We start from the raw sequence: 18,909 nt of genomic DNA on the forward strand, positions 1-18,909 counted from the left end.
CAGGCATTCACCGCACTTGGGTTGAACTCTGGCTATTCGATGCAATAGTTGAAGGTAGATTGCTAAGAGGAGGCCTATCATGTCGGATTCACAGCTTGGTCAAGACAGTCTCAATACCCTCACCAGCCTGCAAGCAGGCGATCAGACCTTCCACTACTACAGCTTGCCGAAGGCGGCGGACACCCTGGGTGATCTGAGCCGCCTGCCGTTTTCCCTGAAAGTCCTGCTGGAAAACCTGTTGCGTAACGAAGATGGCAGCACCGTCGATCGCTCCCATATCGACGCCATGGTGCAGTGGCTGAAGCACCGCACCTCGGACACGGAAATCCAGTTCCGCCCCGCCCGGGTGCTGATGCAGGACTTTACCGGGGTGCCCGGTGTGGTGGATCTGGCGGCCATGCGTGAGGCGGTCAAAAATGCGGGTAAGGATCCGGCATTGATCAACCCGCTGTCGCCGGTGGATCTGGTCATCGACCACTCGGTGATGGTCGACAAGTTTGGCAACCCCTCGGCATTCAAAGACAACGTGGCCATCGAGATGGAGCGTAATCAGGAGCGCTACGAGTTCCTGCGCTGGGGCCAGCAGGCCTTTGATAATTTCCGGGTGGTGCCGCCGGGCACCGGTATCTGCCATCAGGTGAATCTTGAGTATCTGGGCAAGACCGTGTGGCACAAGCCGGTGGACGGCAAAACCCTGGCCTACCCGGACACCCTGGTGGGCACCGATTCCCACACCACCATGATCAACGGCCTGGGCATTCTGGGTTGGGGCGTGGGCGGCATTGAGGCGGAGGCCGCCATGCTCGGCCAGCCGGTGTCCATGCTGATTCCCGAGGTAGTCGGGTTCAAGATTACCGGCAAGTTGCGAGAAGGCATCACCGCCACCGACCTGGTACTGACGGTTACCGAGATGCTGCGCAAGCGCGGCGTGGTGGGCAAATTTGTGGAATTCTACGGCGATGGCCTGAAAGACATGCCGGTGGCCGATCGCGCCACCATCGCCAATATGGCGCCGGAATACGGTGCCACCTGCGGTTTCTTCCCGGTGGACGAGCAGACCCTCACCTACATGCGCCTGACAGGCCGCGACGACGCCCAACTGGCGCTGGTTGAAGCCTATGCCAAAGCCCAGGGTTTGTGGCGCGAGCCCGGCCATGAGCCGCTGTATACCGACACCCTGGAGCTGGACATGGGCGATGTGGAAGCCAGTCTGGCGGGCCCGAAACGGCCCCAGGATCGGGTTGCCCTGAAGAACATGAAGGCTTCCTTCGAGTTGTTGATGGAAACCGCGGAGGGGCCGGGGGAAATCCGTGAAGCCAACCTGGAATCCGAAGGTGGGGGCACCGCAGTCGGCGCCGAAAGCGCTTGGTTCGAGCACCCCAGCAGCCAACCGCTGGAGATGAACGGTGAGCAAAGTCGGCTTGACCCGGGGGCGGTGGTGATTGCCGCCATCACCTCCTGCACCAACACCTCCAACCCCAGCGTGATGATGGCAGCGGGGCTGATTGCAAAAAAAGCGGTGGCCCGTGGGTTGCGCACCAAACCCTGGGTGAAAACCTCGCTGGCGCCCGGTTCCAAGGTGGTGACCGACTATCTGGCGGTGGCCGGGCTGCAGGATGATCTGGACAAGCTTGGCTTCCACTTGGTGGGTTACGGCTGCACCACCTGCATTGGGAACTCCGGGCCACTGCCAGACGCGGTAGAGAAAGCCATTACCGATGGCGATTTGACGGTCGCCTCGGTACTCTCCGGTAACCGCAACTTTGAGGGCCGGGTTCATCCGCTGGTGAAAACCAACTGGCTGGCCTCACCGCCACTGGTGGTGGCCTACGCCCTGGCCGGGAATGTGCGGGTGGATCTCGACAAGGAGCCACTGGGCAGCGACCGCGACGGTAAGCCGGTTTACCTGAAGGATCTCTGGCCCAGCCAGGCGGAGATCGCCGAGGCGGTGGAGAAGGTGAAAACCGATATGTTCCGCAAGGAATACGGCGAAGTGTTCGAGGGCGACGATATCTGGAAGTCGATCCAGGTGCCCGAGAGCAAGGTGTACGAATGGTCGGACAAATCCACCTACATCCAGCACCCGCCCTTCTTTGACGGTCTGCAAGAGCAGCCCGAGGCCATCGAGGACATCCGGGATGCCAACATTCTGGCGTTGTTGGGGGACTCGGTGACCACCGACCACATCTCGCCGGCCGGATCGTTCAAGGCCGACAGCCCGGCTGGCCAGTATCTGCAGAACCACGGAGTAGAGCCGAAAGACTTCAACTCCTACGGTTCCCGCCGGGGCAACCACGAAGTGATGATGCGCGGTACCTTCGCCAATGTTCGAATCCGGAACGAAATGCTGGACGACGTTGAAGGCGGGTTCACCCGTTACATCCCCACCGGCGAGCAGATGTCGATTTACGACGCGGCCATGAAATACCAGCAGCAGGGCACTCCGCTGGTGGTGATTGCCGGCAAGGAATACGGCACCGGGTCAAGCCGGGACTGGGCGGCCAAAGGCACTCGCCTGTTGGGCGTGCGGGCGGTGGTGGCGGAGTCTTACGAGCGTATTCACCGTTCCAACCTGATCGGTATGGGCGTGATGCCACTGCAGTTCCCCGAGGGCAGCGATCGCAAGAGTCTGAAGCTTACCGGTGAGGAGACCATCAGCATTGAGGGGTTGTCGGGTGAGATCAAGCCTGGCCAGACCTTCACCATGACGGTCACCTACAAGGACGGCTCAACCGCCACCTGCGAGTTACTGTCGCGGATTGATACCGCCAACGAGGCGGAGTATTTCCGGCACGGCGGCATCTTGCACTATGTGGTGCGCCAGATGTTGCAGAATGCCTAATCTGATCCGGTAGCACTGGAGGTATCTTCGGCCCGCGCTGTCGGTGCGGTGTCTGTCGGGCTGGCTGCTGCCACTGGCAGTTCCAGCCAGAAGGTGGCGCCGTGACCGGGCACCGAATGGTAGTCCACCTGGCCACCCATCCGGATCATCAGTTCCCGGGTAATGGCCAGGCCAAGGCCGGTACCGCCCTTGGCACGACGGTCGGAACTGTCGGCCTGGGAGAACTTCTGGAAGATGCGGTTGCGGAATTCCGGGTCGATGCCCGGGCCGTGATCGCGCACCAGAATATGCACCCGCTGGCCGTGAATTTCGGTATACACGTTAACCTTGGCCCCGGCGGGTGAGAATTTGATGGCGTTGGACAGCAGGTTGTTTAACGCCTGGGCCAGGCGCTGCCGGTCGGCGCTGACCGCAACCTCCGACAGACGGCTTGCGTGGATGGCAACCTCTCTGTCGCTAGCGTAATTCTGGATGTTTTCCAGGCACTCCAGAACCGCCCCGGCGACCGGGAAGGTTTCGATCCGGAACGCCATCTTGCCCGCCAGCAGCTTCTCTATATCCAGCAGATCATTGATCAGAAAGCCCAGCTGCTGGCTGTTTCGCAGCGCAATGGTGACCAATGAGGACGCCTTGGCCGGTAACTCGCCGACCGCGTTTTTCGACAGCAGCGACAGGGAGCCGGAGATGGAGGTGAGGGGAGTGCGCAGTTCGTGGCTGACCGTGGAGATGAATTCGCTTTTCATGCGCTCCACTTCTTTTCGCTCGGTGATGTCCTCGGCGATGATCCAGACCACCGGCTCGCTGTCGTGAATGTTGAGTTTCAGGCCGTGCAGCAGTAAGGGCACCAGGGCCTGGGAGCGGCCCGGAAAGCGACCTTCCAGGCCGCTGAACCGGAAACGGTTTGCCAGAGTGGCAGATAGTCCCTGGCCATCGGGTAATTGTGTGCCCTGGTCATCGTACACCCGGTCGAAATAGTCCAGAGATGCCGCGCCCGTTCCCAGCGTCCGCTCGAACACCGGGTTGGCCCGCAGCAGTTTGCCGCTGTTACCGCCATAGAGCCCGATGCCGAAAGGCGCCAGATCAAACAGGCCCTGAAAGCGGCGTTGCATGGTTCGGTCCCGCTGGATCAGATTGGTCAGCCAATGGGTGCCGCCCACAATGACCAGCACCATAAGCGCCAACAGGCTACGAAACAGCCAGGGGTTTGCCGGATGGCCGGGCCAGCCCTGGCGGGGTTGTGCGTAGAGGGTCCAGGAAATGCCGGACATTTTCATGGTGGAAAACACCGGCTCCTGCCATTTCGATGAGGTATCGCTGCCGTGGAATTTGCCCGCTTCCGGGCCGTCGCTGGACGAGGTGGCCAGGGTGAACTGGCCATCCCGGGCAAGCTGGGCCAGGTTGACGGCCGCGTAGAGGCGGTCGAGATCGAGGATAACGGAAATCACGCCCCAGAAGCGATCCGTCGGACTTTCGTGAATGGAGATGCGGGCCGCCAGCCCCTGGCCGCCCTGAACCAGATCAATCGGGCCGCTGAACACCGCTCTTTCGGTGTCCAGCAGCAGGCGTACCTGCTGTTCTGACAGGCTCTGGGTGCGCAGATCCAGGCCGATGGCAGCCCGATTGCCTTCCTGCGGATAGATGTAGCGAATGGTGAAATCCGGCGCCAGGCCAATATTCAACAGCTCCGGAGCCAGGTGAAAGATCACCTCGGCGAGATCCTGAAAGCGTTGTTCATTGATGTCCGGCTGAACAGCCACGTTCGCCGCCAGGCCCCAGACCGTCTGGATATTCTGCAGTATAGTGCCCTGCAACTGCAGGCTCAGGTCATCCACTCTCGCCTGCCATTGCTTTTGTAAGTCTGTCCGGTGTTTGCTGGTAGCGGCCGAGTCCAGCGTGAAGGCAAGCATCAGCATCAACAAAAAAATACCGATTCTCGCGGCCCAGATCAGAACCGGAAACGCCTTGTCATGATTTTTCAGGATCATCATCGGTCAGGCCCGCCATCAAGCCACTGGAAGTTCAAGCCAGAATTCAGAACCTTCGCCTTCAACCGATTTGAATCCAACATTGCCGCCCATCTGCACCATGATTTCCCGGGTAATGGCCAGTCCAAGCCCGGTGCCGCCTTTGCCGCGGGTGTCGGAGCTGTCGGCCTGGGCGAATTTCTGGAAGATCCGGCTGCGGAAGCTGTCGGGAATGCCGCTGCCCCGGTCGCAGACCTTGATACGTATCTGGCGATCATCCGCGATGACCTCAACCCGGACGATACTGTTGTCCGGTGAAAATTTGATGGCGTTGGACACCAGATTGGTGAGCGCCTGGGCCAGCCGGCGACTGTCGATACTGGCATAAACCGGGGTGTCGGGACATGTAATGGAGACAGTGATGCCGCGGTGGCTGGCGTAGTCACTCAGTCGCTCAACGGCACCCTGAACCACCGGTTTTACTTCCTGCCGGGCAAGCTGCATGGCCATTCGCCCCGAAACAAGTTTTTCTATGTCCAGCAAATCATCAACCAGTTGGCGCAGAAGTTCGCTGTTTCTTGAGGCAATGCTCAGAACCCGGTCGATTGGCTCAGGCAATTTGCCCAGGGCGCCCCCCGTAACCAGCCCCAGGGAGCCGCTGATGGAGGTCAGGGGGGTGCGTAGCTCGTGGCTGACCGTGGAGATGAATTCGTTTTTCATCTGCTCGATTTTTTTACGCTCTGAGATGTCCTCAACCAGACTCCAGATCAGTGCTTGTCCTGACGGGTCTGTTATTTTCATGCCCCGGATAAGCACCGGGTAGGTGCTGTGATCCTTGCGGATAAAGGTCAGCTCCTCCGGGCCGAAACGGGTGTTTTCCTTGAGAGCTTTAATGATCTCGCGAGCCCGGGCTTTCTCGGTGTCTGGAACCAGCTCAAGAACACCCATACGGGCCAGTTCTTCCCGGGTGTAGCCTGTGGGCGCCAGCAGGGCTTCGTTGATATCCACAAAGGCACCGGAACTATAGTCGTTCAGGGCAATCCCGATCGGCGATAGCTCGTACAGTCGTCGCAGCCGTTCTTCATTTTCCTGCAGCGCCAGTTGGGTGCGCTTTTTCTCGTCAATATCAATAATATGGCCGTGCCAGAGGATGCTGCCGTCGGCCAGAGCTTCCGGTGAAGCGCTGCCCTCTACCCAGCGCCAGCCGCCGTTGTCCTGCCATACCCGATGTTGTTGCTGCCAGAGCGACAGGGTTCGGGCGGAGGTTTCGATGCTCTTGCCTACGCTCTCCAGGTCATCCGGATGCACTTTATTGAACACATCGCTGGCGTCTTCTTTTACCGCTTCGGCGGTGACGTTGTAGACCTCAAGAATCCGTGGGCTGGCAAACGGAAATGACGAGTGACCATCGGGCCAGAGCCGGTACTGGTAGAGCATACCGGGGGCATTGGCTAAGAGTTTGGTCAGCGTTTGAGACTGGCGGGCCTGCTGGATACTGTCGGCAATCCAGCGCGCCAGCAGGTTTACGAACATTTTTTCTGTGTCGGTAAACGGTGGTTTTCGGGGGGCGCTGGCGGAAAAATTCAGCGTGCCGAAGAATTCCTCGTCTATCCATATGGGCGCAGCGATGTAGCTTTCCAGCTTATGAGCTTGATAGCAGGGGCGATCTTTATAGCGGGAATGCCCCATGTGATTGATGCTCATGACCTCCCCGTGATCCAGCAGCATAGAGCAATAAGTCTGCTCCAGCGGCAGGGTCAGGCCGTCTTCAATGCTGTCGCCCCGGCGCTCATCATGCCAGAGCACCGTGTAGGTCTGGCCGGAGATTTCGCTGACAATGGCGGTTTCTGTGCCCAGGAACCGGTTGGCGCGGTACAGGGCATCGGGAATGGCCTGATCGGGATCCGAGCAGTGCTCCAGCGCAATGTCGTTGAGAATATTCAGAGCTCGGGTGCGCTCGCTGTAATAGCCACCCAGTTCCTGTAACTGGAATTCCCTCTCCAGCACATCGGCCAGATCCCTGAGGTTGTCGAGATCGTCTGGGCTGAGCGTTCTGGGGCGTTTGTCGATAATGCACAGGGTGCCAACCCGGAATCCGGCGCGATCCTGCAGGGGCGCGCCTGCATAGAACCGGATATGGGGTTCGCCGGTCACCAGCGGGTTATCCGCAAAGCAGGCATCGGCCAGAGCGTCTGGCACGACAAAGGTTTTTTTGCCCAGAATGGCGTGGCCGCAAAAAGAAATATCCCGGCCGGTTTCTCTGGCACCGAGGCCGTAGCAGGATTTGAACCACTGGCGATCCTTGTCGACCAGCGACACCAGGGCAATGGGCACGTCGAACATCCGGGCCGCGAGCCGGGTGATGCGATCAAAGCGCTCTTCGGGTGGCGTATCCAATAGCTTCAGGGCATCCAGTGCCGATAGGCGTTGTTGTTCTTCCTGCGGAAACTCAGGTGCCCGCATGGTGGTTCTCCGTGTCTGCCTGTGTTTCGGGTAATTCGACCCAGAAGTGCGCCCCGCCCTGATAATAGTAGCCGACTTCACCACCCATGAGGTGCGCCAGCTCACGACAGATTGCCAGCCCCAGGCCGGTGCCAGCCCGGGAGTTTCTGGCGATGCTGTGGGCCTGTTCAAAGCGCTCGAACAGTACCGGCTCAAAATCGGCGGGTACGCCCTGGCCCTGATCCGAAACCACAACCCGCACCCGCTGATTCAATAACGACTGGCTGGTGATCCGGATCTGGCCGCCAGCGGGTGAGAACTTGATGGCGTTACTGATAAAGTTGTCCAGAATTTGACGCAGCCGTTGGGGGTCGGCCCACAGTCTGATTGGCTGCTCTGCTGGCGGAGATGACAGCTCAACCCCGTACTGTTTTGCCATTACCCGATTGCCGTCGGCGGCCTGCTGTATGGCACTGGCAAGGCTGAGGGCTTCTGGGTAGACCGGTAGCTTGCCGGCAATCACCTTGTTGAAATCGAGAAGATCCGAGATCAGGCGCTGCAGCTGTTCGCCGTTTCTCAGGGCAATATCAGTGATACTGCGGGCTTTGCCCGGCAGTTCACCGGTGGCTCCGGAGTGCAACAGTTTCAGCGAGCCATTGATCGAAGTCAGCGGTGTGCGCAGTTCATGGCTGACGGTGGAGACAAACTGGTCTTTCATTTGATCCAGGTGTTCTCTGGCTTCCATCAGTTCATTGAAAGCCCGCGCCAGTTCCCGGGTTTCCATCGGGCCATCCGGCGCCAGGCGCCGGGTTTGCTGATTGCTGGTGATCATGGTTCGGATATTGGACGACATCCGGGCCAGGGGGCGGGTTGATGCACGAGCCAGCCACCAGGCCAGCACAATCAGAATGGCCAGAGCCGCCATGCTCCAGTACACGAACGTATTGAACGACGCCCATGCGGGCCCGGTGACGCGATCGTAGGGTTCGGCGCGCAAAAAAATCCAGCCCACCCGTTCCAGGTGGCGGGTTGCATAGACCCAGCGCTGGCCAAGTTCGTCTTCAACAATGCCGGAGGTAATGCCCGACAGCGCCGCATCGATCATGGCATTTTCGCCGGGGGGCGGCAGCGTCAGCATAGGGGAGTCCGGTGATAGCGAGTCCACCTGTATAAAATGGTTGGTGTCGAGAACCCGAAAAATCGTGTCGGTATTTTCGCCAAAAGAAGCCGGAATGATGCCGGATTCCGCCAGATTGATAGTGCCCCCCGCCAGACCCAGCAAATCGCCGTCGTCACTTTTAATGGGCGCCAGAAAAGTCAGCAACGGCAGGCCCGTGGTTCGGCCAATAATCGGGCGGCTAATCAGAGCTTCACGCTCTCTAAGTGCCTGTTGAAAATGCGGCCGATCCTTGTAATTGGTACCTACCCGGTTGGGCACAAAAAGGTTCTCGGCGATGGCGGTGGCCTGATCATCAAACACCAGCAAGCCGCCCTGAAAATAACGTTCCAGCCCGGTTTGTCGTCCAAGAGTGTCCAGGATCAGAGGTAGCGGAAGGCGCTCGTCACCATCGGTGAGGAAGCTTGCAAAGGTATTCAGGGCGTCCAGGCGGATCTGGAGTTCCTGGTCGACGGTTCTGGCAGCCTGTTCGGTTTCAAGTATCTGGCGCTGGGTGAGCACGTTTTCGAAGTCGCGAACCAGGCCGTGATAGGCTAGCAGCAGAACGGCGACAACGGTTACGACGCTGCTGAGAATGGTGATGAGCGTAACCCGGATGCCAATGGACAATGATCTCAACGGTATTCCTTAGTGGCGTGGCCGTAAACGATAAAACATGCTTACATAGAGCGTAGAGTATTTCCAAGCAGGGAAACACCGGAGTCCGGGGGGAATTGTTGAACAGTCCATTGCAAGATCCGCTTGCTGACCGCCTGCACGCCTTGAAGCAGCGCTTTGTTGAGCGCCTGAAGGTTGAGCTGGTCAGCCTTGAGGCATACGGGCAGAAGCTTGAGCAGCAGGACGTGGAACTGGAGTCTATGCGCAACTGTGTTCAGCGGCTGCACCAGCTGGCGGGCTCTGCAGGCACTTTCGGTTTTCCGGAAGTGGGTGAGCTTGCGCGGGAGCTGGAAAAGCGCCTCAAAACCGAGGTTGAACACTGGCCTGATAATGCCGGGGCCGGGCACCCGGGAGCAGAGGCCTGCACCGGTCTGGCGGTTCAGTTCCGGGCTCTTGTCGCGCGAATGAAAACGGAATCGGCCGAGCCGGTGCCTGATCGTGATCAGGCTGCCACCACCGTGATTGATGAGGCGTCGTTGCACGGTCAGCAGGTGCGTTTGCTGGTGGTGTCGGATGGATTGTCGGAGCTGGATGACCTGGTTAAGGAACTATCCCGATACGGGTTTAATGTTCTGGTGCTCGGGCTCTCTGACGACCGTTTTTCAGAGACGAATCGCGCCGCGTTACTGGATAACGTGGCAACGGCTATTTGTTGGCACGGTATGGTTGAGCGTGTCGCCAGACAGGTGTCAGGCCACCACGCAGACGCCTGGCCATATCTGATGCCCCTGGTCTGTATCGGTGAGACCGGCCAATTTGAACAACGTTACCGCGTTGCCAGTGCCGGTGCCCGGGCGTTTTTTCCCGAGCCGGTGGATGTTCCGGAACTTGTTGAGCGGGTGGAAACGTTCGTTGAAGAAAAAACCAGCCGGGTGCGTGGCCGGGTGATGATCATCGACGATGACCGCGAGCTGGCCGAGCACTACAGCCTGGTGCTGGCGGCGGCCGGAATAGAGCCCCGGGTGGTGAACGATCCGGCGCAGTTACTCGAGGCGCTGCATGGTTTCGAGCCGGATCTGGTGTTGATGGACATAGAGCTGGGCCATTATTCCGGCGTCACCCTGGCCGGTATGATCCGTTTCCACGCCCGCTGGTTGAGCCTACCGATCATCTACCTGTCCGCCGAGGACGATCTGGAAAGCCAGTTGCAGGCGCTTTCGGGTGGTGCCGATGAGTTTCTGGTTAAACCGATTTCGGACGACTATCTGATCCGGTCGGTGCAGATGCGCTGCCAGCGGGCGCGCCAACTGTCGGAGCTGATGAACCGAGACAGCCTTACCCGGCTGCTGAAGCACTCGATCATCAAGCAGGAAGTGGAGCGAGAGCGTTTGCGATCCATGCGCGGTGATTATCCCTCCTGTGCGGTCTTGCTGGATATCGACCATTTCAAGCAGGTTAATGATACCTGGGGCCATGCTCAGGGAGATGTGGTGATCCGGGCGCTGGCGAACCTGTTGCGTAACCGGTTGCGGGAGTCGGATGCCATCGGCCGCTATGGCGGCGAGGAATTTCTGGTGGTCTTGTCCAATTGCGATGCCCCGGCGGCAGAACATCTGGTGGGCCGTATCCTGCAGAATTTTTCTGAGCTGGAATTTGCCGTTGGTGAACAGGCCTTTCAGGTTACTTTCAGTGCAGGCATTGCGCTGATCAATCAGTTTGCAGAGGGTGACCAGGCCATAGAGGCCGCCGACCGGGCATTGTATGCACGCAAACGCGCGGGCCGGAATGGCGTAATGATCTATGACCAATCAATGGCAGGGCGGTCATTGTCGCCAGCCGATGGGTTTTAAGGAGCCGAATTGAACGCGCTGATTCTGGAAGACGATGATCTTTTTGCCGAACTACTGGAAACCGTGATTGCCGGTTTGCGCCCGGGTATCCGGGTGACAGTGGCGAGTGGCTTTCAGGAGGCCGCCCGGTTGGTGCGGGAACAGAGCTTTAACCTGGTGGTTACCGACTGGAACCTGCCAGACGGTTCCGGGCTGGATCTGGTGAAGCAGATACGGGCGGAGGATATGCAGCTGCCGATAGTGATCGTGTCCGGGCGGGCGGATCGGGAGTCGGTATTGCGGGCGGCCCACTACGGGATCAATGGCTATATTACCAAACCGCTCGATGTCCGGTTGTTGCATAAGCGCTTGTCGGAGTTGCTGGCGGATGTGGATGAGGTGCTGCCATCGGTGGAAGATTTTCTGTCTGCCGCCCTTGAGCATGTTGTGCAGTTGCCAACGGAAGTGGATGCCGCCGAGATTTTCCAGCTCCAGGAACGACAGGCCGATTTATCGGCAGCTCAGCTGGCGGAGCGTTGGCGTGAGTTGCCCGGGTTGTCTGCCCGGCTGCTGGATGTGGCTAACAGCACGTCGTTCCGTCGCTCCGGCGAGGCGGTTGAGCACCTTCGGGATGCGGTCAGCTCACTAGGGGTTGCTATGGCGCTCAATCAGGCGCTGGCGCTGGCCCTCGATGTCTCCGGCCGGGTACAGCATGCCGAACTGGCAGGGCTGGCAAGGCAGTATCATGACAAGGCGCTGACTCTGGCCAAGGCGGCACAGTCACTGGCGCTGAAAATGAAGAAAACGCCGGTGCTGTATCAGCAGGCGGGCTTGCTCAGCCGCCTGGGTGAAATGGCGGCGATCAAGGTACTGGACGATTACCTGGCGCTGGGTGGCCAGTTGCAGGATGGGCAGCCCGAGCGCCTGATCCAGCAATGGGCGCAGCCCTTCGGTAACCGGCTGAAGGTGCAATGGCGTTTGCCTCTGGGGCTTCGGGAGCTGATCGGGGCGGTGTATGTCCTGCCGAGTAACAGCACTCGGGAAGGTTCATTGCTGATGCGGGCGGCCGCGCTGGAAGCCGAAGGGCAGGCGAGCGCGGAAGAATGCCAGCGCCTGATGCGCAGGCTGGGGTTGGACGACTCAACACAACAGGAGGTGGGTCCGTTATGAGCAATGACGCCCGAATGCCGGAAAAAGTGCTGTACGTAGAGGACGACCCTGATATCCGCAGTATTGCCGAACTGGCGTTGAGAGACGTTGGGGGGTTCACGGCCTGCCTGTGTGAATCCGGAGCCGAAGCCTTGGCGGTGATCGACGACTTCCAACCGGATCTGGTGCTGCTTGATGTGATGATGCCTGGTATGGACGGCCCGCAAACCCTGAAAGCCTTGCAGTCGCGCCCGCAAGGCCTGCCGGTGCCGGTGGTGTTCATGACCGCACGTTTGCAACCGGCCGAGATTGAGGAATACCTGGCCCTTGGGGCCATCGGTGTGATTCCCAAGCCCTTCGACCCCATGACTCTGGCGGATGAGATTCGCCGCCTGGCAGCCGCGGGAGCGTCGTGAGCCGGATGCAGCGCCAGGGCTTTTCAGGTAGGCTTGCCCGTCGAATTTTGACCGATTGCCGAGGTTAGCATGTCATCCCCTGAGTCTCCGGAACAGCTGAAAGCCAAACTCAACCTGGAAACTTCCCGTATCCACTGGCATGAGCTGCAGACTTACTATGCCCGTGGGCAGGTGGTTCGGGTGTCGGCAGAGCTGGATCTGTTAACGGTTGCCGCTGAACTGGCGGCGGATAACAAAGCCCGGTTCGAGGGCTGGATGGCCAGCGGCCTGGTGGGGGAAGTCTCTGCCGACCTTGCCCGTGCCTGGTACGACCGTAATGCAGAGCTTTGGGCGGTGGTGATCGCACCCTGGGTGTTGGTGCAGGATCGCTCGGGTAATGCCCTGCACTGAGCCAGTGCGCCGCTGCTCTGCCGGCGCTTCCTTGTCTCCCTTTTGTTTTTGAGGTTGTCATGTTCACCAGCGCGCTGCTGATCCTTGCTCCGTTGTTTCTCGGTTTCGCCTTCGCCCTGTCTGACCGCAGGCTGATGACGGTGATCCATTATCTGGTTGAGGCGTTGGTGTATTTCATTCTGGCTCTGTTGGGGCTGGGGCTCGGGCAGATGGACGGCTTGCTGAATCAGTTGGGTACCATGGCAGGGCAGGTAGGCGGGCTGGTCTTTGCCTTGCTGCTGGCGAATCTGGCCGGGCTCTGGCTGTTTCACCGCTGGCAGCCTATGGATACCGGCACAGCCGACCAGGGTAACCGGCCCGGCTACGGCCGTCTGTTTCTGGCAGGCCTGAAGCCGCTGGTGGCGGTTTTTCTGGGGGCTCTGCTGGGCCTGTTTGTCTTCCCGGCGCTGCCCATGGTGGAGGATCTGGCAACCTGGTCGTTGATGTTACTGTTGTTTCTGATCGGCCTTCAATTGCGTAACGCCGGGCTCTCGCTGCGCAAACTGCTGATGAATCGTCAGGGGCTGGGTATCGCCACCGCGCTTGTGCTCAGCTCACTGGTGGCCGGGCTGGCCCTGATTCCCTGGTTGGGGGTGCCCTGGCATCAGGCCCTTGCGCTGGCCTCGGGATTTGGCTGGTATTCGCTCTCCGGCATCATGATCGGCGATGCGCTGGGCCCGGCCTGGGGTGGTGTTGCGTTTCTAAACGATGTGCTGCGCGAGATTATCGCCCTGGCGCTGATTCCTCTGGTGATTCACGCGCGGCCAGCGGTGGCAATCGGCTACGGTGGAGCCACCTCCATGGATTTCACTCTGCCGGTCATCCGTAGTAGCGGTGGTCTTGCCTGTGTGCCGGTTGCTATTGCCTCCGGGTTTCTTTTGTCTTTCCTGTCTCCGGTGTTGATGGGGATCTTCCTCTCCTTCGAATAATTTGGCACGTAGCTTGGAATAGCTTGGCACGATTTCTACCGCGCAAATTCCTATGCACCGGTTTGGCCGTTTTGCTACTGTGCAGATGCGCGTTTTTTCGATATCGTACGCCGCTATTGTATCGTTTGTGTACATGTGGGTGGCCTGAAAAGCCAATGCCCTGTCGTCGGTGCCCCGTAAAAACATGGTCTTGCCCCGGTATTCTCTATGAATGACAGTCATGTCTGGGTGGTTGCCTATGCCGCACTCCTGGCCTGCCTTGCGGTGTGCAGTCTCTGGCTGTGGCAAAGCCGCCGGGCGCTGGCGCGGGAAGAGAGGCGCCTTCGGCAGATGGTGGATCAGTGGCCTGAGCCCATGCTGATATTCCGGGATGGCCGGCTAATGCGGTGCAATCGAGCGGCTGCTGACCTGGTGGGATACCCCTCTGTTACCTCATTGTTCGGCAAGTCTCTGGTGAGTCTGTCGCCTGCCTACCAACCGGAAAACCAGCCATCATCGCGCCGGGTTGACGAGCTTCGGCGGCGGGCTCTGGCGGGTGACGTGGTGCAGGCCGACTGGATGCTGACCCGGGCGGATGGCCGCCGGATCTGGGTGGCCATGACCCTTGCACCCGTTTACCAGCGGGGTATGCAGACACCCGCAGTGCTGTGTGCCTGGCACGACATTACCCGCCAGAAATTGTTTGAAGAGCAGAACAAGCTGGCGCTGACGGTCTTCAAGAATGCCCGGGAGGCCATTTTTATCACCGATGCGCAAGGTCTGGTGATGGATATCAACGATGCCTACAGCCAGATTACCGGGCGCAGTTATGAACAGGCGGTTGGTCAGTTGCCGCCTTTGCCGGTGGATGAAGGCAGCTCGGTTCTGATTGTTGCGCGCCACAGAGGCGTGTGGAGCGGGGAGTTTGCCAGTCAACGCCGCGACGGGCAGCAGCGGGTGATTAACCTGACACTGAGCAGCGTGCTGGATGACCAGGGTGAGCCGTCCCACTTTGTCGGTGTGTTCAGCGACATAACGCGGCAGAAAGAAGCCGAGAAGCAGCTGCGCTTTATGGCACACTTCGATGCCCTCACCCGGCTGCCGAACCGAGTGTTGTTTGCCGACCGTTTGCAGCAGGCCATGGCCCAGGCCCGGCGACATGACTTTCAGCTGGCGGTGGTCTACATCGACCTGGATCAGTTCAAGCCGGTGAACGATGCGTTTGGCCATGATGCCGGAGATGGTCTGTTGCTGGAGGTTGCCCGCCGCATGAGGTCGATCCTGCGGGAGGAAGACACTCTGGCCCGGCTTGGGGGCGATGAGTTTGCTGCCGTGGTTATGAACGTACCGGATGCAGGCAGCCTGGAGCTGCTACTGGATCGATTGCTGGTGCGTATTGCTGAACCGGTGTGGGTGGTAAATCACAGTGTCGAGGTTTCCGCCAGTATGGGCTACACGCTGTTTCCCCAGGCCGGGGATATCGATGGAGACCAGCTGCTGCGCCAGGCGGACAGGGCCATGTATCAGGCCAAACGCGAGGGCAAGAACCGTTACTGCCGGTTTCAGGATTCAGCCGGTTGAGCCTCCGGATGGTTCAGGATGGCCATCCCAGCCTGCCACTGCAGGGCCTTGTTCCACTGGTCTGTGAGCCGGCGCACGGCACTGAGTGCATTCAGTAACCACTCGGCGAATGTTGGTGTGACTTTGGCCCTTAAACAAGGAACTTGCGAATATCGAGTTTGTAGTCACCAGGGTCGACGGCGCGGAGGATGCGATCCTGATTGCCCGGCTTTGCCAGGTCGATGGTTTCTACGGTGATCGGCATTCTAAAGCGGGTGTGGTACATCACCCGAACCTTTGGCAGGCGTTGATCCGATTCGTTGGTTTCTACCACAACGCCAAGCCGTCCGCTTTCCAGCAGCGTGAGTGTTCCTACCGGGTACAGACCTACGCAGCGTATGAATTCCCGAACCAGCAGCGGGTCAAGGTGATCGCCGGACCATTCCAGAAGCTTCTTGAGGCCCTGGGTGGGCGTCATGCCTTTGTGATAGACCCGATCGGCAGTGATCGCATCGTAGACATCGGTAATCGCCACCATGCGCCCGTATTCGGAAATTTCCTCGCCTTTCAAGCCCTCGGGGTAGCCGCTGCCGTCGAGTTTTTCGTGGTGTTGGGCAGCCGTGATCAACGTGATTTCACCAATCCCTTCGGTGGCCGCCAAAATGTCTCTTGAATTGCGGGCGTGATGGCGCATCACTTCAAACTCTTCGGGGCTCAAGCGTGCAGGCTTGTGCAGTATTTCTTCAGGGGTCAGGATTTTACCGAGATCGTGCAGAAGAGCACCGACAATGGTTTGGTGCAGGATGTCGGCTGACAGTTTACGGTGATTGCCGAAAAGCGACATCAGCACGCTCACGTTCACCGAGTGCTCAAGCAGATAGTTGTCTTTTTCGCGTATCCGGCCGAGACAGCTCAAGGCGTTGGCGTTGCGAAGCACCGAACTCTGCAACTCATCGGCCAGTTGATGGATCGGTGCAACATCTATGGCAGCTCCAACCTTGGCATTGTTCATGAAACTGCTGACCAGGCTTTGTGCCTGGCTGTGGACTGCGGTGGCCACTTCCATTTCATCGGCAAGCGCCACCTTGGGTAACATCGCCGGAGCCTGGGCACCTGCCTTTTGCAGCCTCGCTTCGTTACGCCTGTCGACATCGATAGCAGGCTCTGCGTCCTGGGAATCCTTGCCCCGACTGATGTCAATGTAAACGTACTTTACGCCCAGCGTGCGAATCTTTTCGATGGTTTCTTCACGACGGATAACCCCCCGCTTGCGCTGGCTGTTGTGGGGAATCCAGTCGTTGTTCAGGTCGGTGATGTACATGCCGACCGCCAGGGCGTCTACGGGGATCCGTTTGATCATCGTTGCGGGAAAAACGTTCGCAGGCTGTTCTGGTATGTTTGGCTGAGTACCTGATCCAGTGGCAGATTTTTTATCTCTGCGATTTTTTCCGCAATGAACGGCAGGTAGCAGGGCGCGTTTTCGCGGCCGCGATAGGGAACCGGCGTTAGAAAGGGCGCGTCTGTTTCCAGCAAGATCTGGTCGATCGGCGTCATGCGCACGATATCCCTCACATTCTCGGCCTTATTGAAGGTGGTAATACCATTGAAGCCAAGACACCAGCCCTGGTCAAGCACGTAGCGGGCAAGGCCGGGGCCGGAGGTGAAACTGTGGATAACGCCCCGTCGTGCCAATGAGTTTTCGAACTCTTTGAGAATCGCGATGGTGTCGTCGTCTGCATCCCGGCTGTGAATAACGACAGGCCGGTCTGTGTCGCAGGCAATCTGTAGTTGGCGTCGGAATACCTCTCTCTGCACATCCCTGTCGGCATTGTCGTAGAAGAAATCCAGGCCAATCTCACCCACGGCGACAATCTTCTCATCGGTTGCGTGCTGGCGGATTTCCTGATCGACGGCGTCGTTGTAGCTTTCTGCCTCGTGCGGGTGGATACCCTGGGTGCCGTACACACAGCTTGTGTTCGCGGCCAGTTCCCGAACCGCCGCCAGATTGTTGGGGGAGACGGCAATGGTGATCACCTTTTCGATATTTACCTGCCTGCTCTGTGCCAGAGTCTCTTCCAGAGGCCTATCTTTCAGATAGTCCAGGTGGCAGTGGGTCTCGATGATCGGATGATCAAATACGGGAATCTCACGACGTTTCTTGCTCATGCGCGGCTACTAGACTCCATCAAGGCAGATGTATGAATGCTATTCTGGCAACAGAATGGGTTCAGTTTAACATCTCCGGCAATGGCTGGTCTGCCCGCCCGTATTAACTGGGGTGGGGCCAGTCATCGGACACGAGCTGAGGGAGGCAGTATGCATATAGCAATAGTCGGTGGTGGCGTGGTGGGGGTGACGACAGCCTGGGAACTGGTTCGCCGGGGGCACCGGGTCACGCTTCTGGAACGCCACCAGATGGCGGGAAACGAGACCAGCAAGGGCAACGCCGCCCAGCGTTCTTACGGTGTGGTTTACCCCTGGGCGGATCCAGCCATGGTGTTCAAGGCCGTTCCCTGGTTGTTTCAGACCGATGGCCCGCTGAAGCTGCGGGTGCCACCGTCGGTGGATGCTATTCGCTTTATGTTTGCGACCCTGCGTTACGCCTGGAGCCCGGGGATGTTCGGGTTAAACAAACGGGCCATGTTACGCCTGGGTATCCACAGCCGGGAGCGGTTTCTGGCCCTGGAGCAGGAGCATGACCTGGCTTTCGATGGCGACCACAAGGGACTGCTCCACCTGGCCAGTACGCCGGAAGCCATGGAAGAGTACCGGGAGATCCATGGGTTGCTGGGCGAGCTGGGCATTGCCTCCCGGTTGCTGACGGCGGAACAGGTACGGGAAGCCGAGCCGGGTATGACCGGCGACGGCCCGCTGTTTGGCGCCATCAGTTATGACACTGACGGTACCGGCGACTGCCACCTGTTTTCGCGGGAACTCGCTAGGGTGTGTGAAGGCCTGGGGGTCAGTTTTCACTATGGTGTTGAAGTGGAACGGCTGGCGTTTGATGCGGACACAGTTCAGGCGGTGGAGTACCGGGCGGCCGATGGCAAGCGCCAGAGCCTGGCTGCCGATGCCTTTGTAATCTGTGCCGGGTGCTGGTCACCCGGGCTGGTTCGCCCGCTGGGTTTGAACCTGCCGATATACCCCATCAAGGGCTACAGCATTACAGCAACGCTTACCGACACTGCAAAAGCTCCCGTCAGTACGGTGCATGATGACCATCTGAAAGTGGTTTCGACCCGCCTGGGAAGCCGGCTTCGGGCAACAGGGTTTGTTGAGTTGGCGGGCTTCAATCGTGACATTCCCGAAGCCCGGATCGAGACCATCAAAAAGTCAGTTCGCTCCCGGTTCCCGGGCTGTGCCGATCTCACCATGGCTGAGACCTGGACCGGATTCCGGCCAATGACGCCCGATGGCCCTGCCATTATTGGCCGGGGGCCCCGGGAGAACCTGTTCCTGAATACCGGCCACGGAACCTTTGGCTGGACATTGTCTGCAGGCAGTGCCTCGGTGATTGCCCAGCTGATTGATGGCGAGGAGCCATCCGTGCCGCTGGATGCTTTCCGCCCGGGCCGGTTTCAGGAGTAGGCTGGTCT

Annotated in this window: 13 protein-coding genes; 8 read left to right on the forward strand and 5 right to left on the reverse strand. The window is 59.2% G+C overall.

All coding sequences use genetic code 11. From position 1 onward, the window contains the following. The first annotated feature begins 79 nt into the window (after positions 1-79). Entirely contained in the window at positions 80-2,842 is a 2,763-nt protein-coding gene (gene acnA / locus C7H09_RS15985) for an aconitate hydratase AcnA (RefSeq protein ID WP_106764548.1), read from the forward strand. Here acnA and C7H09_RS15990 read toward each other — a convergent pair. The 3 genes from C7H09_RS15990 to C7H09_RS16000 are packed head-to-tail and all read right to left on the reverse strand — an operon-like array spanning position 2,839 to position 9,043. Then, positions 2,839-4,830 (reverse strand): ATP-binding protein, encoded by a 1,992-nt coding sequence (locus C7H09_RS15990; RefSeq protein ID WP_240616622.1) that lies wholly within the window; start codon positions 4,828-4,830, stop codon positions 2,839-2,841. The two genes, acnA and C7H09_RS15990, sit on opposite strands and share 4 nt — an antisense overlap. A 15-nt stretch (positions 4,831-4,845) precedes the next feature. Next, positions 4,846-7,269, reverse strand: a complete 2,424-nt coding sequence (locus C7H09_RS15995) for a GAF domain-containing protein (RefSeq protein ID WP_106764550.1) — start codon at positions 7,267-7,269, stop codon at positions 4,846-4,848. Then, positions 7,256-9,043, reverse strand: coding sequence for an ATP-binding protein (locus C7H09_RS16000; protein WP_106764552.1), 1,788 nt, complete (start codon positions 9,041-9,043; stop codon positions 7,256-7,258). The genes C7H09_RS15995 and C7H09_RS16000 overlap by 14 nt, the downstream gene beginning before the upstream one ends. A gap of 98 nt (positions 9,044-9,141) precedes the next feature. On the opposite strand from C7H09_RS16000, the gene C7H09_RS16005 reads away from it, so the two are divergent. The 6 genes from C7H09_RS16005 to C7H09_RS16030 all read left to right on the forward strand — a co-directional run bounded on the left by C7H09_RS16005 (position 9,142) and on the right by C7H09_RS16030 (position 15,334). Next, positions 9,142-10,872: a diguanylate cyclase gene (locus tag C7H09_RS16005; RefSeq protein WP_106764903.1), complete on the forward strand. Its 1,731-nt coding sequence runs from the start codon at positions 9,142-9,144 to the stop codon at positions 10,870-10,872. A gap of 9 nt (positions 10,873-10,881) precedes the next feature. Beyond that, entirely contained in the window at positions 10,882-12,021 is a 1,140-nt protein-coding gene (locus C7H09_RS16010; protein ID WP_106764554.1) for a response regulator, read from the forward strand. Next, complete coding sequence (locus C7H09_RS16015; RefSeq protein WP_206074344.1) at positions 12,018-12,416, forward strand: response regulator; 399 nt, start codon at positions 12,018-12,020, stop codon at positions 12,414-12,416. Before C7H09_RS16010 ends, C7H09_RS16015 begins: the two co-directional genes overlap by 4 nt. Positions 12,417-12,485: 69 nt before the next feature. After that, positions 12,486-12,806: a DUF2288 domain-containing protein gene (locus tag C7H09_RS16020; RefSeq protein ID WP_106764556.1), complete on the forward strand. Its 321-nt coding sequence runs from the start codon at positions 12,486-12,488 to the stop codon at positions 12,804-12,806. A gap of 59 nt (positions 12,807-12,865) precedes the next feature. Then, a complete protein-coding gene (locus C7H09_RS16025; RefSeq protein ID WP_106764558.1) occupies positions 12,866-13,774 on the forward strand; it encodes a LysO family transporter in 909 nt (302 codons plus the stop codon). Between the two features lie 207 nt (positions 13,775-13,981). Next, complete coding sequence (locus C7H09_RS16030; RefSeq protein ID WP_106764560.1) at positions 13,982-15,334, forward strand: diguanylate cyclase domain-containing protein; 1,353 nt, start codon at positions 13,982-13,984, stop codon at positions 15,332-15,334. 130 nt (positions 15,335-15,464) lie between these two features. Here C7H09_RS16030 and C7H09_RS16035 read toward each other — a convergent pair whose 3' ends face one another. Together C7H09_RS16035 and C7H09_RS16040 are read right to left on the reverse strand one after the other, a co-directional pair. Further along, entirely contained in the window at positions 15,465-16,673 is a 1,209-nt protein-coding gene (locus C7H09_RS16035; RefSeq protein ID WP_106764562.1) for an HD-GYP domain-containing protein, read from the reverse strand. Beyond that, complete coding sequence (locus C7H09_RS16040; protein ID WP_106764564.1) at positions 16,670-17,479, reverse strand: TatD family hydrolase; 810 nt, start codon at positions 17,477-17,479, stop codon at positions 16,670-16,672. Before C7H09_RS16040 ends, C7H09_RS16035 begins: the two co-directional genes overlap by 4 nt. A 150-nt stretch (positions 17,480-17,629) precedes the next feature. Here C7H09_RS16040 and C7H09_RS16045 point away from each other — a divergent pair, with 150 nt between their 5' ends. After that, positions 17,630-18,901, forward strand: a complete 1,272-nt coding sequence (locus tag C7H09_RS16045) for a D-amino acid dehydrogenase (RefSeq protein WP_106764566.1) — start codon at positions 17,630-17,632, stop codon at positions 18,899-18,901. The last annotated feature ends 8 nt before the right edge of the window (positions 18,902-18,909 follow it).

The sequence above is a fragment of the Marinobacter fuscus genome (assembly GCF_003007675.1).
GTDB classification, from domain to species: domain Bacteria; phylum Pseudomonadota; class Gammaproteobacteria; order Pseudomonadales; family Oleiphilaceae; genus Marinobacter; species Marinobacter fuscus.

What these genes read in the sequence shown, in the direction of transcription:
- acnA (WP_106764548.1), top strand. Translation starts at nt 80, where the DNA reads ATGTCGGATTCACAGCTTGGTCAAGACAGTCTCAATACCCTCACCAGC.
- C7H09_RS15990 (WP_240616622.1), bottom strand. Translation starts at nt 4,830, where the DNA reads ATGATGATCCTGAAAAATCATGACAAGGCGTTTCCGGTTCTGATCTGG.
- C7H09_RS15995 (WP_106764550.1), bottom strand. Translation starts at nt 7,269, where the DNA reads ATGCGGGCACCTGAGTTTCCGCAGGAAGAACAACAACGCCTATCGGCA.
- C7H09_RS16015 (WP_206074344.1), top strand. Translation starts at nt 12,018, where the DNA reads ATGAGCAATGACGCCCGAATGCCGGAAAAAGTGCTGTACGTAGAGGAC.
- C7H09_RS16020 (WP_106764556.1), top strand. Translation starts at nt 12,486, where the DNA reads ATGTCATCCCCTGAGTCTCCGGAACAGCTGAAAGCCAAACTCAACCTG.
- C7H09_RS16025 (WP_106764558.1), top strand. Translation starts at nt 12,866, where the DNA reads ATGTTCACCAGCGCGCTGCTGATCCTTGCTCCGTTGTTTCTCGGTTTC.
- C7H09_RS16030 (WP_106764560.1), top strand. Translation starts at nt 13,982, where the DNA reads ATGAATGACAGTCATGTCTGGGTGGTTGCCTATGCCGCACTCCTGGCC.
- C7H09_RS16035 (WP_106764562.1), bottom strand. Translation starts at nt 16,673, where the DNA reads ATGATCAAACGGATCCCCGTAGACGCCCTGGCGGTCGGCATGTACATC.
- C7H09_RS16040 (WP_106764564.1), bottom strand. Translation starts at nt 17,479, where the DNA reads ATGAGCAAGAAACGTCGTGAGATTCCCGTATTTGATCATCCGATCATC.
- C7H09_RS16045 (WP_106764566.1), top strand. Translation starts at nt 17,630, where the DNA reads ATGCATATAGCAATAGTCGGTGGTGGCGTGGTGGGGGTGACGACAGCC.